The organism is Bacillus sp. URHA0034 (assembly GCF_056280405.1).
On sequence record NZ_JBWCDK010000002.1, the window covers coordinates 4,042,810 to 4,057,103 of the forward strand.

The window sequence follows — 14,294 nt, forward strand, 5'->3', positions numbered from 1 at the left end:
AAATAGATGGAGATTGGTAATATTACTAATCTCCATTTTATATATAGGAGGAGAACGATATGGAATCAATGACTATAAAAATTCCTAACGATTTTATTCTGGGCGCGGCAGCCTCTGCTTGGCAAACAGAAGGGTGGACTGGGAAAAAGGAAACACAGGATTCTTATATTGACCTTTGGTATAAGAATAATAAGCATGTTTGGCATAATGGTTACGGACCGGCTATAGCAACCGATTTTTATAATCGGTACCAAGAAGATGCAGGATTAATGAAGGAAATAGGAATAACTCATTATCGCACCTCGATTAATTGGTCCCGGTTTCTTATCGACTATGAAAATATCACCGTAGACGAGGAATATGCAGAATTTATCGATCATGTCATTAATGCACAAATAGAAAACGGTGTGGAACCGATGATTTGCTTAGAACACTATGAATTGCCAGGCTTGTTGTTTGAAAAATATGGCGGCTGGGGTTCTAAGCATGTGGTAGACTTATTCGTTCGGTATGCAGAAAAGGTATTTGAGCGTTACGGAGATCGTGTTAAACATTGGTTTACCTTTAATGAACCGATTGTTGTCCAAACGAGAGTGTATTTAGATGCAATCCGTTATCCATTCGAGCAAAACACAAAAAAGTGGATGCAATGGAACTATAATAAAGCACTGGCAACCGCGAAAGTGGTTCGTTTGTTCAAGCAGAAAGGATATAAGGAAAAATATGGTGCAAAGATTGGCATCATTTTAAATCCTGAAGTTACCTATTCTAGGTCTACCGCCGAACATGATAAAGAAGCGGCAAGGATGTATGATTTATTTTATAATCGTGTCTTTCTAGATCCTTCTATTAAAGGAGAATATCCTGAAGAGTTATATGAGTTAATGGAAAAGCATGATATTGCATTCGAAACAACTAACGAAGAGTTACAAGTTATTAAGGAAAATACGGTTGACTATGTTGGTTTAAATTTGTATTTCCCTCATCGTGTAAAAGCTCGTTCGAATGCCTGGAATGAGAGAACCCCCTTTCATCCTGCTTACTATTATGAGATGTTTGAACTGCCGGGCAGAAAGATGAATCCGTTTCGGGGCTGGGAAATTTACCCGCAAATTATGTTTGATATGGCGATGCGGATGAAAGAAGAGTATGGAAATATTGAGTGGTTCATTGCTGAAAATGGCATGGGAGTAGAAAACGAGTTTAACTATAAAGACGACAACGGAATCATTCAGGATGATTACCGAATTGAATTTATTAGTGAGCATTTACAATGGTTATTAAAGGCAGTGGAACAAGGATCTAATTGCATAGGTTACATGCTATGGGCTTTTACGGATAATGTTTCACCAATGAATGCTTTTAAAAATAGATACGGTCTTGTTGAAATTAATTTGGAACAAAATCGGAATCGAAAGATGAAAAAATCTGCGTATTGGTTTAGTGAGCTTATTAAGAAAAGAGAATTAAAAATTGATCGGGATGTATATAAATAATAAATCAAAGGAGGAGAAGATTTATGATCTCTAAAACATTAAATCCTTTTCCAAACGATTTTCTTTGGGGAGCAGCATCAGCTGCTTATCAAGTAGAAGGCGCGTGGAATGAAGATGGTAAAGGGGTTTCAAACTGGGATGAGTTTGTTCGTATCCCTGGAAAAACATTTAAAGGAACAACTGGTGACATCGCCGTCGATCATTATCATCGATACAAGGAAGATGTCCAGCTAATGAAAGAAATGGGATTGAAAGCCTATCGTTTTTCAGTGGCGTGGACTCGAATTTTTCCAAATGGAAAAGGAGAAATCAATCCAAAAGGGGTAGAGTTTTATGATAATTTAATTAATGAACTGAAAGAAAACAACATTGAGCCTATTTTAACCTTGTATCACTGGGACTTACCACAAGCTCTTCAGGATGAATATGGGGGCTGGGAATCAAGAAGAATTATTGAGGATTTCACTAATTACAGTGTTACATTATTTAAGCATTTTGGTGATCGGGTGAAATACTGGGTCAGTTTAAATGAACAAAATATTTTTACGGGGCTTGGCTATCGGATGGCTGCACACCCACCAGGTGTTAAAGATGAAAAATTATTTTATCAAGTAAATCATCATGCAAACTTAGCTAATGCGAGCGTAATCAAGGAGTTCCACAAATATGTCCCAGATGGAAAGATTGGGCCTAGCTTTGCTTATTCTCCAGCTTATACACTAACTGCTAATCCTAAAGACGTTTTAGCTGCAGAAAATGCGGAAGAACTAAACAGCCATTGGTGGATGGATGTCTATGCTTGGGGGAAATATCCAAAGGCAGCATGGACGTACTTGGAAAGTAATGGATTAGCTCCAACCATTGAAGCGGGTGACTTGGAATTATTAAGAGAGGGCATTCCTGATTTTATGGGGCTTAATTATTATCAAACACATACATTTGAAGAAAATCCATTTGAAGGCGGCGTTTCCCAAGGAGAGATGAATACTTCAGGGAAAAAAGGGACCTCAAAGCATTCCGGGCTACCAGGCGGATTTAAAACGGCAACCAATCCTAATCTGAAAAGGACTAACTGGGATTGGAACATTGATCCAGATGGATTAAGAATTGCTCTGCGCAGAATTACAAGCCGATATGATCTTCCGGTTCTGATTAGTGAAAATGGTTTAGGTGAATATGACAAGGTAGAAGCAGATGATGTGATTCATGATGATTATCGAATCGAATTTATCCAGTCACATGTAAAAGCAATTCAGGGGGCTGTTTCTGATGGAGTGGAAGTTCTTGGCTATTGCGTCTGGTCCTTTACTGATTTATTAAGCTGGCTAAATGGCTTCCAAAAACGATATGGGTTTGTTTATGTGAATCAGCATGAAGAAGGAGAACATGATTTACGTCGGATTAAGAAGAATAGCTTTTATTGGTATAAAGAAGTTATAGAATCTAATGGAGCTAAGCTTTAAAATATATATATAACAACTTAGAGTAAACTAATGATGGGATTGAAGGAATATATGAAAAAAAATGTTTTGACCAATTTAAGGGAGAAAATTTTATTTGTATGGCGAATCCCTTCCTTTCCAGTCCTATTTTTAATAAACTTTATTTTCGGCCTTTCTTCATCCTTTTTTGCACCCTTTTCTTCTCTTTTTGGGATCGATGAGGTAGGGATGAGTAACATTGGGTTTGGCGTTTTTATGACGATTATGGCAATTGGCGGAGTAACAATCAGCAGCTATATTGCAAAACGATCGGATACAAGCACCAGCCGAAAAAAGATAATGGTTGTAGCGGCTGCGGCTGGAGTAATCGGATATACGCTGTTCGCCTTCCTAAGAAATTATATAGGCTTAGCGTTAACTGGCTTTTTTGTTTTAGGGACAGCGGGGGCAGCGGTTCCACAATTATGGGCTTATGCTCGGGATGCGCTTAAACAAGCAAATATTCCAAGTGAACAAACACCATTTGTCATGAATATTTTTCGTATGTTTTTTGCTCTATCTTGGACTGTAGGACCAGCGTTTGGGTCTGGACTGCTGCAGGCAGCTGGTTTTAAAGGACTGTTCTTATCTGTTGCAGCAGGCAATTTTCTTTCACTGATAACCATCCTTTTTCTTCTAAAGGATATTCCAAGAGTACAGGTATCCATAAAAAAGGCACCAGCAATAGGAAGATATGTGAAGAAACCTCATATTTTTGCCTATCTAGCTGCAGCCTTCTTATTATCAACAGCCACTTCGATCCATATGTTGAACATGTCTCAATTTGTAACAAAAGTATTGCATGGAACGGAGATGGATGTGGGGATTATTTTTAGTGTCCCGCCGATGTTCGAAGTTCCATTGATGATTATTGTAGGGATAGTAGCAACTAAAATTGAAAATGCGATTCTCATAAAATTAGGATTTGCGATTGCATTTACTTATTTTCTATTATTAAGCTTTGTAACAGAGCCATGGCAAATCTATCCGATTCAAGTATTAAGTGCTGCTCAAGTTTCCATTACTGCCGGGATTGCTATTGCCTATTTTCAGGATTTTATTCCCCAAGCGCAAGGAACTGCTACAACGCTTTATATGAATACGACTTCAATTGGATCAACCATTGGTTATTTGTTATTTGGATTTATTTCTCAAATAATAAATTATGGAAGTTTAATAATCGTTTATACGGTTTTTGCGGGTGTTGCCTTACTTTTACTTGTTTTCTTTGGTAAGGAAAAAGTAAACAATGCTAAAGTCTGTAAAATGCATATCTTGTAACTTATATAAGATGACAAATCTATGAATATAATCGAAGCGGGCGTTCGGAATTATTGTTGCCAGCAGTGTCCTTAGGTCTTTGGCATAACTTTGGGCGGTGTCGATGTTCAGGAAAACGCTGTTGGTTCGATTCCCTTTAGCCCGCTTGCACAGGGATTATTAACTAATAAGTATCTTTATAGTAAGGATTGAAGATATTCCAAAGAGTTAATTCGCATAAAAACATACTAACATTAGTAGCACAGACCAAGGCCATGGTTTGTGCTACTATTTTTTATAGTAGAAGTGAAGGAAAGGTCGAGACACCCTCTGGATCCCAAGAATCCGTATTAAAAACCGACCGACTTCACACCTTATTTGAATCAGTATAGTATGTTGGATCCACGAGATCGCGTAAAAGAAAATGGAATCGATAAGGCACTGTGAAGACTTCTATGTTTTGGTCAAAGAGGAGAAATGAATTTGAAACATGTATTTGCATTTGATGTTAGTATGGGAAAAAGTACAATGGTCGTCTATAAATGGCTATCGAAAATGTGAGCTTGAAATTGAAATTAAACACACCAAATCATCGTTTAAAGCATTAAAGGAAAAGGTTGATGAAACCACTAAACAAGATGGAGAAGCTCCTGAAATAGTATTTGAAGCATCAGGAGTGTATTCTATACCGTTAGAACACTTCTTTCAAACAGAAGGTTATGCCTATCATCGTCTTAGTCCATTAGAGGCGAAATTTCAAACGGCCTCAATTAGTCACCATAAGACCGATCAAAGCGATGCCCACGAGCTTGCTAAATCGCATTTTCGATTAGAACGGGAAAAGACATATCAAGAAGAGCACTATTATAAACAAATGCGTGCACTTACACGTTATTATGATGAATTAGATCGGGAAATCTCACACATCTTAAATCGGATGCACGCTATTTTTGCAGCTAAGCTTCCCAGAATTAGAACGTCTTTTTTCTACGCGATCCGCACTCTTTTTAAATATCGTACAACTTTATCCTCATCCAGATGAAGTATTAGCCCATTCTAAAACGGTAGTTCGGAATCGGCTAAAAGCAAACACTCGAAAAAATTTATGACTTGCGCGTGCAGAATCGAAGGGAATGGCTTTACTTGAAGCTGCCAGAGATTCCTACCAGGCCATTTCAAAAGAAGATGTGCGATGTGAACAAGTACGGGATTATGCCAAACGAATCTCAGATTTAAAAGAGAAAAAAGAACAGCTTATAAAGCAAATGGTTGACCTTTCAAAAGAACGAATCGAATACCAGGTGCTATTGCTTGTTCATTAATATAAGTAATGAATCATTGATAGAAATAAAAGGAATCTATTGTTTACTGAAAGAATAAATAAAGATAGGCAAACAATCTTACAATGTTTGAAAATGGGCGTCTATGAACGCACCGCCGGATGAAGCATCGTTGTCAAGCAAACGAATGAAATGGACGTATTCGTCTTCTACATTTCTGCTTAATACCAGCTCCCAAAAAATCCAAAATGGTGGTAGATGAAAATGAGTAAATATGAAAAAGAGGCCGTAAATCGTATTATAGAACATGTTGGTGCGGAAAGAATTTTGGAAGCATTAAGTGAAGAAATTTCGTTATCAGATCTGAATTCTATGCTACTAGGTATTTTTAGAAATAGAACAACTAATTGTGCCCCAAGTGACTTACTTAAGAGGTATACAGCAAATATATTTGTCCAACCTGCAGCCATTAATCCAATCAAGTTAAAGCAAATGGAATTAGACCTATTGAAAATGGCAGAAAGCCTTTCTTTTTTTCCTCTTCAATTATCGCCGGCCGCTCCACTAGGAGCATGTTCAATCATAGCCCCAGTTAATCAAAATAAAGTAATTTCGGCATTAAGGGGGACAGAAATCGTCGCAGATTCGACCAACTCATTAGCATTATATATTTGTGAAAAGTTGAAAAAAGGTGAATTAAATAACACTAGTGATTTCCTAAGGTTCAGTAGTTCACAAAGGATAGTCAGAGCACAAGCTTTTTCGAAACCAGGCTTAGTACCTCACTTTCATCTTTTTTGTCTAGTTACTTCTGGGCGGGATAGGGGATCATACTATTTTGAAAAGCAAGCGCTCATGGAACAGCTTGTTTTTTATCAAGAGGTATTTCAGTCCTTCTTAGAAACCAAAATTATCATTAGGTTTATTAACTCAAAAGGATATAAAGATAGCGAAGGCCTTATTCTAAAAATAACTGACGAAATCAAAAATAAAGTATCACATATTAATATCGACTCAATATCCGAAATAGGAGATCATTCATACTATCAAGGCCTGCAGTTTAAAGTGATCATCAAAGTGAACGGAGAAGAAGTACCCATTGGAGACGGTGGGTTTGTCGATTGGTCCCAGAAGTTATTAGGTAATAAAAAAGAAAGAATGTTAATTAGTGGATTTGGTCTGGATAGATTTTTACAGATGAAAAATTAAATTTCTACTATCAAGGACTACCTAAAAAACTTAAAGGGGATGTGGAAATCATATTTGATTCGTTAGAACTGCCTGAGTGGATTATATCTATTGCAGTAAGTATTCTTATCGGGGTTGCAAAGACGGGAATTGCTACTTTGGGGATATTTAATGTAGCCCTCTTAGCACAGGTCTTTCCTGCAAAAGAAACAGTCGGAATTATGCTTCCTATGTTGATTATCGGGGATATATTTGCAGTCATTTATTATCGAAGAAGTGTTGTTTGGAAACATTTATTCTCACTTGTTCCTTGGGTTCTAGTAGGAATTTTCGTCGGTTTTTTTGTATTATGGAAGTTAAATAGCGATCAGTTAACACATGTACTTGGTATATTAATCTTAACTTTAATTATTCTCCAAGTTAGTAAAGATCTTATAAATTCAAAGATTAATAACCTCAGGCTAAATTCAAAGTGGTTCACCTATTTAATGGGGTCTTTGGCTGGATTCGCGACCATGATAGGAAATGTTTCTGGGGTAATCATGTCAATCTACCTTATAGCAAAAAAACTTCCGAAAAAAGAATTCATCGGAACGGGAGCATGGTTTTATTTATTTGTTAATGTGATTAAGGTTCCTTTTTATATTGGTTTAGGAATCATTACTTTAGATTCGGCATCCTTCGATTTTATGATTAGTCCTTTTATATTTTTGGGGGCATTTATTGGCATTCTACTCATTAAGTTTATCCCCCAAACAACGTTTCAACGGATCATCTTAATCCTTGGTACAATAGGAGCAGTAAAGCTAATTTTTCCTAATCTCTTTCATTTATGATATTCATATAACAATGTTTGACTATTCAAAAATGTTTAATTATAATAAAACCAGTTGAATAAAATTAAACATGGGCGTGAATGCAGATGGAATTAGGACAGAAAATACGAAAGCTTAGAAAAGAGCAGAACCGTAATTTATCTGAAATTGCTGATGCTTGTCAGTTTTCAAAGAGTTTGCTATCTAAAATCGAAAATGGAAAAACTGTTCCATCTATTGCGACTCTAGTGAAAATTGCTGATTCTTTGGGTACAAAGGTTTCGGTACTGTTAGATGATCATGAGGAATGTGGCTCTATTTGTACAACAAAAGAAACTAGTATGGGTCAATTAGTAAAAACAGAAAATGGTTATTCTTTTTATGCTTTTGCGGTTGAACGACAGGAAAAATTAATGCAGCCCTATTTATTCATAGCCAAAAAGGGTGAAACAAAAAACAATTCCTTATCTCATACTGGTGAAGAGTTTATTTACATGATAGAAGGTGTAATGAAGTATTTTGTTGGTGCTAACCAATATATACTAAGTGCAGGAGACAGTATTTATTTCGACTCCCTCGAGGATCATCGGTTGGAACCAATCACAGAGGAGGTTACTTACTTAGCTGTTTTTTCTCAAGCAAAAGAAATAGACTAATAGAGATTACTGTATATCAAAAAACAACTATTTTGAAATAGTTGTTTTTTTGTGTGTTTGGACAATAGGCTTCTCTTTCTTTTAAAAAAACTAGGGTTTACTAGTAATATTAATCCTTTTTCTAACAAAACCCTACATAAAATTAGTTTTATTTCGCGTATTTAATATTATCTTTAATATAATAAATTTTTTAAAAGTGAAGGAGTATAAGTATAGAAAAAAGAATATTTTAAAAAGTAAAAAAATTCAAAATAGTAGTTGACTTATTCAACACGGTTGAATTAAACTAAATATAGTTGAACTGGAGTTAAGTTTAACAAGTTGATTTACCAAAACTAAGGGGTGGAAATTATGGGTAAATGTTTTAAAGTAGGTCTAATTGGTGCTGGCGGCGTAACTGAATTGCATTTAGAAGGGTACAAGGATAAGGGAGATCGCGTTCAAGTGGCTGCGATTTGTGACTATAATCCTGTCATCTTACAGGAAAAAGCAGATAAGTATGGTATTCCTCTTAGATTTACTAGTATAGAAGACTTTATCCAATCTAGTAATGTTGATGTTGCAGTAGTTTGTACTCCTACCTCGATTAGAAAAGACGTACTTTTTCCACTTATTGAAGCTGGATTTCCTATTTTTGTAGAAAAACCGTTCTCTGATTCTATTAAAGAAGCAGTTGAAATAGTGGAAAAGGCAAAACAACATAATGTTCCTATTTCAGTTAATCAAAATTTTAGACGACACTATCCTTTCGAGCTTATTAAAGAAATCGTTAAAAAGGATACTATCGGGAATGTCAGTCAAATCATTTTTAATGAGATATTTTTCAGACAAGATCAAGGCTGGCGGTTGAATTGTGAACGTCATGCTATGTCCGTTATGGGAATTCATTGGTTTGATGGATTTAGATTAGTACTTGATTCTAATCCCAAGTCCATTTCATGCTTAATCCGATCATCTTCAGCCATAAATTGTACAGGTGAAACGGAAGCAACTGTACAGGTTGCGTTTGAGAATGAAGCAATTGTAACGTATGTACAAAGTTTTTCCAGTACATATAGGAAAAATGAAATGGTCGTTATTGGTGAAACAGGTACGTTAGTGGCTAAACATACTTCAGTAGAATTGTATCGAAATGGTGAAAATGAACCGGTACAGGTTTGGGAAAATAAAGTCTCTCGAGAAGAAGCTACATTCAGTGGGCTAAATCAATTATTAACCTCAATTGAAACCGGTAGTGAAGCTCCTAATAGCGCAATCGATAACTTGAAAACGGTTGCATTGCTAGATGCTGCGTATTTAGCAGCTAATGAAAATAAAATAGTCTCATTTAAGCAAGGTGTATTAGTATGACAAAAAAGTTTGCTTTTTCCCGACCAACAGAAACAATAGAAGAACAAACCACATTGTTTCAAAACTATCAATCCTTTGGTTACGATGGACTTCAATTAAAGCATGGTCAGTATGCACCTTACCTAGATCAGCCAGAGAAGTTTTTAGAGCAATGGGGATCATTAAAAGGTCTTGGATCTGGGTTAATAACTGCTGGAACCCTTGATGAGAAAAATATCGAGCAATTGCGAAGGGTTTATCGATTTGGAGAAAAAGTAGGTACAGACTTAATTATTTTCTGTCATTTGGTACCAAGAGAAACAGTTGGAAAGAATGATATTCGCAGATTTGCAGATTTGTTCTCAGACTTGGGAAAAGAAGCAGAACAATTTGGGGTCAAGCTGTCCTTGCATCATCATTATAATAATCCTGTTATGTATAGAGAAGATTTTGATGTGTTCTTTGAAAGAGTTAAGAATCAGTCGGTCGGGCTTACGGTGGATACTGCCCATCTTGTAAAGTCTGGTATTACTAATATTGAAGAGGTTATTCATAGCTTTGGTGGAGTAATTGATAACTTCCATATGAAGGATTTTGCTGAGGGTGACTGGCACGTACTAGGCAAAGGAGATATCAACTTTACACCAGTCTTTAAAGCTATTGAAGATATTAAATATAGTGGGTGGATTTCAGCTGACGAGGAAAGTGGAAGCGGTATCATTGATGGGATGAAAGACTGTTATGCATTTATGAAACAGGGACTGTCAATCATGATCGATTAAGTAGATGATCGATTGCTGTTATTACCTCATCTGTTAATAGTCTTTAAAGGGGTAATAACAGCAATAATTTATTCCATCTGGAACTAGGTAAACGTTTTTTCAGAAAGGTTGTGATTCTACTTGGAAACAACTACAACGATTACTCACGCTAGTAAAGTAGCTGTGAAGAAAAAGAAAAGAATGAAGTTTTTTGCAGATATAAAACGTGATAAGTATTTATATGTACTAGCTCTTCCCGGTGTTTTGTTTTTTCTATTATTTAAATATGTTCCGATGTGGGGGGTCATCATTGCCTTTCAGGATTACTCTCCATATCTAGGTGTATTCAAGAGTGAATGGGTTGGTTTAGCTCATTTTGAACGTTTTTTTACAAATCCTGATTTTATCTTGCTCTTTAGAAACACAATGATGATTAGTTTCTTAAATCTAGTATTTTTCTTTCCTATCCCTATACTCTTAGCTGTTCTACTAAATGAAGTACGTTCTCAGTTTTTTAAACGTACCATTCAATCCATTATTTATCTTCCACATTTTCTATCATGGGTTATTATTGCTGGTATTTCATTTTTATTACTGTCTGAATCAACAGGAATCATTAATCTGATTTTAGAAAAAGTGGGACTTGGGAGTTTCGACTTTCTCACCAATGAAAGTACATTCTGGTATCTATTAGTTGGCCAAAATATTTGGAAAGAAACAGGATGGGGTACAATTATTTTCCTAGCTGCGGTTGCTGGGGTGAATCCTGAGTTATATGAAGCTGCTAAAATTGATGGAGCTAGCCGAATCAGACAAATATGGCATATCACGCTGCCAGGAATCAAGAATGTGATCATCGTTTTATTTATATTGAGACTAGGTAGTATTATGGATGTTGGTTTTGAGCAGGTGTTTTTAATGATGAACGGTGCAGTCTCTCAAGTAGCCGATGTATTTGAGACATATGTCTATCGTAATGGGATTCAAAGCGGACAATTTAGCTATACCACAGCTGTAGGATTATTCAAATCTGTGATTGGTTTAACATTAGTAATTCTCGCTAACTGGATCGCTAAAAAATCCGGTGAAGAAGGAATCTACTAAAAAAGAGGTGTAGAAATGAGAGAAAGTGCTGGGGATCGCGTTTTTAATTATCTAAATATCATTTTATTAATTGTGATAGGAATTGTTACGATATTTCCTCTTTATTATGTCTTTGTTGTTTCGTTTGCCACCCCTCATGAGTATGTTGAGAAGAATGGATTTGTTTTGTTTCCGAAGGAATGGACACTTGCTTCCTACAAGTATCTATTAACCACCTCTGCCTTTTTAAAAGCGACAGGAGTTAATATTTTTCTAGCTACCGTTGGGACTGCCTTAAGTCTAATTGTTACTGCCGGAATGGCGTTCGCTCTTTCTCGTAAAAGATTAAGAGGAAGAAAGATTATGATGATGTTAATTTTATTCACGATTTTATTTCACCCTGGGATTATTCCCAATTATATTTTAGTTCGTGATTTAGGTTTGATCAATAGTATATGGTCATTAATATTGCCTGTTCTTTCCAGCGGATGGTATGTCATCTTAATGAAAAGCTTTTTTGATAGCATTCCAGCAGAGTTAGAAGAAGCAGCCAAAATAGATGGTTGTAATGATATAGGGATTTTCTTCAAAATAGTGCTGCCATTATCCTTACCTGCCATGGTTGCTTTTGGATTATTTTATGCTGTGGCCTACTGGAATACTTTCTTTAATGCGATTCTTTATATTAATGATTTTGATAAGGTACCTTTACAGGTTGTATTAAGGAATATGTTAATCGACTCTGACACCTCCACTGGTGGAGCGTCTGCAGCTGAAATGGTTTCTGACCAACAACTTCCTACTCAAACGATAAAAATGGCTGCCGTTGTCCTGTCTACGCTTCCAATTTTAGTGGTATATCCTTTTTTACAAAAGCACTTTTCAAAAGGTGTCATGTTGGGCTCTGTAAAAGAATAATGAAGTGAAGAAAATGGGGGGCGTTTAAGTGGGGATGAAGGGGAATTCAAAGAGGTATAGCTTATCATTTCTTTTAGTTGTGGTAATGCTGCTTAGCACGATATTAGCAGCATGTTCAAACGCTAGTGAAAGTTCATCGCAAGGGGCCTCAGGCGGACCAGTAAAAATTTCTATCATGTCCGACTTTACCATTGCACAGCCTCCTTCAAAGGATAATCCTGTCTTAAAGGAATTAGAAAAACAAACAAATACAAAGTTAGACATTACATGGGTGACGGGACCCGATTACTTAGATCGGTTAAATGTAGTCTTAAGTTCAGGCGATCTTCCTGACCTCATCAAAATTGATGATGTAACGAACCCGGTATTTCAAAAACTTGTTAAACAGGGGGCGTTCTGGGACTTAACCCCATATTTAAAAAACCAAAAGAACTTACAGAAGTATCCGGAAGTTATTTGGAAAAATACCTCCATTGATGGAAAGAGTTATGTTATTCCAGTTGCTCGTCCTTTAGATGGTTTCGTTACTCCGTCGATTAGGAAGGATTGGTTGGATAAGCTGGGACTTCAGGTTCCTAAGACAACCGATGAATTATATCAAGTAATGAAAGCCTTTAAGGAAGCTAAACTGGATGGCAAAGACACTTACGGGTATACCATGCGTGCGGATTATTGGTTGGAATCTGTATTTACAGGTGCACGTGCAAAATGGAAAGTAGTTGATGGGAAACTAGTGGACGTAACATTAGGAGCTGAAATAAGAGAAGCCTTATTGTATAAAAATAAATTATACAAAGAAGGCTTAATTCCACCTGATTATGCAGTCATGAAAGAAGATCAATTTTGGGATCTTGCAACTAGCGGACGAGCAGGTATAACAGCAGAAACCATCGAGGCAACATGGCGTTGGACCTATGATCAATGGAAACGGGATCAAAAAGTTGATTGGCTCCCATTAGTAGCCCTTAGTGCTCCAGGAAGAGAAGCTTATACAGAGCAATATAGAGGGTATATTGGCTGTATTGCGATACCAAAAGCAGTACCAGAAGAAAAGATGAAGAAAATTTTATCACTAGTCGATTATGGTGCATCTGAAAAAGGTGGAACCCTTACCCTGTATGGGATTGAAGGAACACATTATACACAAGAGGATGGCTTTAAAGTGACTACAGAACAAGCTGTTAAAGATAGCGTTGGTGTTGGAGCATTTGGAAAAATGTTTATGAAATTTGATCCGTACATGTATGCGTATGCACCTGGCATGCCAAAAGAAAAATTTGAGCGTAATAAGAAAATTATTGATGAAAAGGAACCTATTAGTGTACCCGATCCATCGATTGGACTAGTGTCTGAAACTCAATTAACAATGGGAGCAGACTATGATAAGAAAATCAATGATTTAAAAATTAAAGTCATTATGGGTAAAGAACCTATCGAATCTTGGGATAAACTGGTTAGCGAATTGAAAAAGGATTCTACCTATCAAAAAATTATCAAGGAAATGAATCAGGCCTACAAGGCTCGTGAAGCTTCCTACTAAAATATTTTCTTAGTTCTTGGTGAAACTTCAAAATAATCTAAAGGGGATGAGCACATGGCGACAATTACTAATTTGCAAGACAAAAAACACGTACTGGATATGGATTGGGGGAAAATTCAATGGTTATGCGGTCAGGAAATTGATCCAGACTGTGAAATGACTTTTGGGATGGTATATATTAATGCTGGTGATGCCAATACAAGGCATATACATCCGAATTGCGAAGAATATATTTTTGTGCTCTCAGGCGAATGCGATCATACATTAGGTGAAGAAGTTCATCATCTTGGTCCTGGAATGATGCTAAGGATTCCAAGAGGTGTATCACATAATGCAACAGTAACAAGCTGGGAACCGTGCCGAATGATTATTGCGTATTCAGCCCCTAATCGCATTACGATAGGAGAATAAATTCATATATTAATAAACTTCTAGGTTAGTAACAATTGGATGTGTAGTATGGGTTTACTACACATCTTCAGTTTTA

14 protein-coding genes are annotated in these 14,294 nt (G+C 36.4%); all 14 read left to right on the plus strand.

The features are described from left to right. Positions 1 to 59 precede the first annotated feature (59 nt). Positions 60 to 1,496, plus strand: coding sequence for a glycoside hydrolase family 1 protein (locus ACZ9EE_RS21460; protein WP_476030375.1), 1,437 nt, complete (start codon positions 60 to 62; stop codon positions 1,494 to 1,496). A gap of 23 nt (positions 1,497 to 1,519) precedes the next feature. Next, positions 1,520 to 2,959: a glycoside hydrolase family 1 protein gene (locus tag ACZ9EE_RS21465; RefSeq protein ID WP_476030377.1), complete on the plus strand. Its 1,440-nt coding sequence runs from the start codon at positions 1,520 to 1,522 to the stop codon at positions 2,957 to 2,959. Positions 2,960 to 3,010: 51 nt separating this feature from the next. Then, positions 3,011 to 4,258, plus strand: a complete 1,248-nt coding sequence (locus ACZ9EE_RS21470) for a sugar efflux transporter (protein ID WP_476030379.1) — start codon at positions 3,011 to 3,013, stop codon at positions 4,256 to 4,258. A 484-nt stretch (positions 4,259 to 4,742) separates the two neighbouring features. Beyond that, on the plus strand, positions 4,743 to 5,279 hold the full coding sequence (locus ACZ9EE_RS21475; RefSeq protein WP_476033038.1) for an IS110 family transposase: 537 nt from the start codon (positions 4,743 to 4,745) through the stop codon (positions 5,277 to 5,279). A 91-nt stretch (positions 5,280 to 5,370) separates the two neighbouring features. Further along, entirely contained in the window at positions 5,371 to 5,559 is a 189-nt protein-coding gene (locus tag ACZ9EE_RS21480) for a hypothetical protein (protein WP_476030381.1), read from the plus strand. A gap of 222 nt (positions 5,560 to 5,781) precedes the next feature. Further along, on the plus strand, positions 5,782 to 6,726 hold the full coding sequence (locus ACZ9EE_RS21485) for a hypothetical protein (RefSeq protein WP_476030383.1): 945 nt from the start codon (positions 5,782 to 5,784) through the stop codon (positions 6,724 to 6,726). Between the two features lie 41 nt (positions 6,727 to 6,767). Beyond that, positions 6,768 to 7,541: a sulfite exporter TauE/SafE family protein gene (locus ACZ9EE_RS21490; protein WP_476030385.1), complete on the plus strand. Its 774-nt coding sequence runs from the start codon at positions 6,768 to 6,770 to the stop codon at positions 7,539 to 7,541. A gap of 86 nt (positions 7,542 to 7,627) precedes the next feature. Beyond that, on the plus strand, positions 7,628 to 8,176 hold the full coding sequence (locus ACZ9EE_RS21495; protein ID WP_476030387.1) for a helix-turn-helix domain-containing protein: 549 nt from the start codon (positions 7,628 to 7,630) through the stop codon (positions 8,174 to 8,176). Between the two features lie 351 nt (positions 8,177 to 8,527). Then, positions 8,528 to 9,526 carry a Gfo/Idh/MocA family protein gene (locus tag ACZ9EE_RS21500; RefSeq protein ID WP_476030389.1) on the plus strand — a complete coding sequence of 333 codons (999 nt, stop codon included), beginning with the start codon at positions 8,528 to 8,530 and terminating at the stop codon, positions 9,524 to 9,526. Beyond that, complete coding sequence (locus ACZ9EE_RS21505; protein ID WP_476030391.1) at positions 9,523 to 10,287, plus strand: sugar phosphate isomerase/epimerase family protein; 765 nt, start codon at positions 9,523 to 9,525, stop codon at positions 10,285 to 10,287. Before ACZ9EE_RS21500 ends, ACZ9EE_RS21505 begins: the two co-directional genes overlap by 4 nt. A gap of 180 nt (positions 10,288 to 10,467) precedes the next feature. Beyond that, positions 10,468 to 11,370, plus strand: a complete 903-nt coding sequence (locus tag ACZ9EE_RS21510) for an ABC transporter permease (RefSeq protein WP_476033039.1) — start codon at positions 10,468 to 10,470, stop codon at positions 11,368 to 11,370. Between the two features lie 15 nt (positions 11,371 to 11,385). Beyond that, positions 11,386 to 12,267 carry a carbohydrate ABC transporter permease gene (locus ACZ9EE_RS21515; protein ID WP_476030393.1) on the plus strand — a complete coding sequence of 294 codons (882 nt, stop codon included), beginning with the start codon at positions 11,386 to 11,388 and terminating at the stop codon, positions 12,265 to 12,267. A gap of 34 nt (positions 12,268 to 12,301) precedes the next feature. Beyond that, entirely contained in the window at positions 12,302 to 13,807 is a 1,506-nt protein-coding gene (locus tag ACZ9EE_RS21520; protein ID WP_476033040.1) for an extracellular solute-binding protein, read from the plus strand. Between the two features lie 54 nt (positions 13,808 to 13,861). Continuing rightward, positions 13,862 to 14,218: a cupin domain-containing protein gene (locus ACZ9EE_RS21525; RefSeq protein ID WP_476030395.1), complete on the plus strand. Its 357-nt coding sequence runs from the start codon at positions 13,862 to 13,864 to the stop codon at positions 14,216 to 14,218. Positions 14,219 to 14,294: the final 76 nt, after the last annotated feature.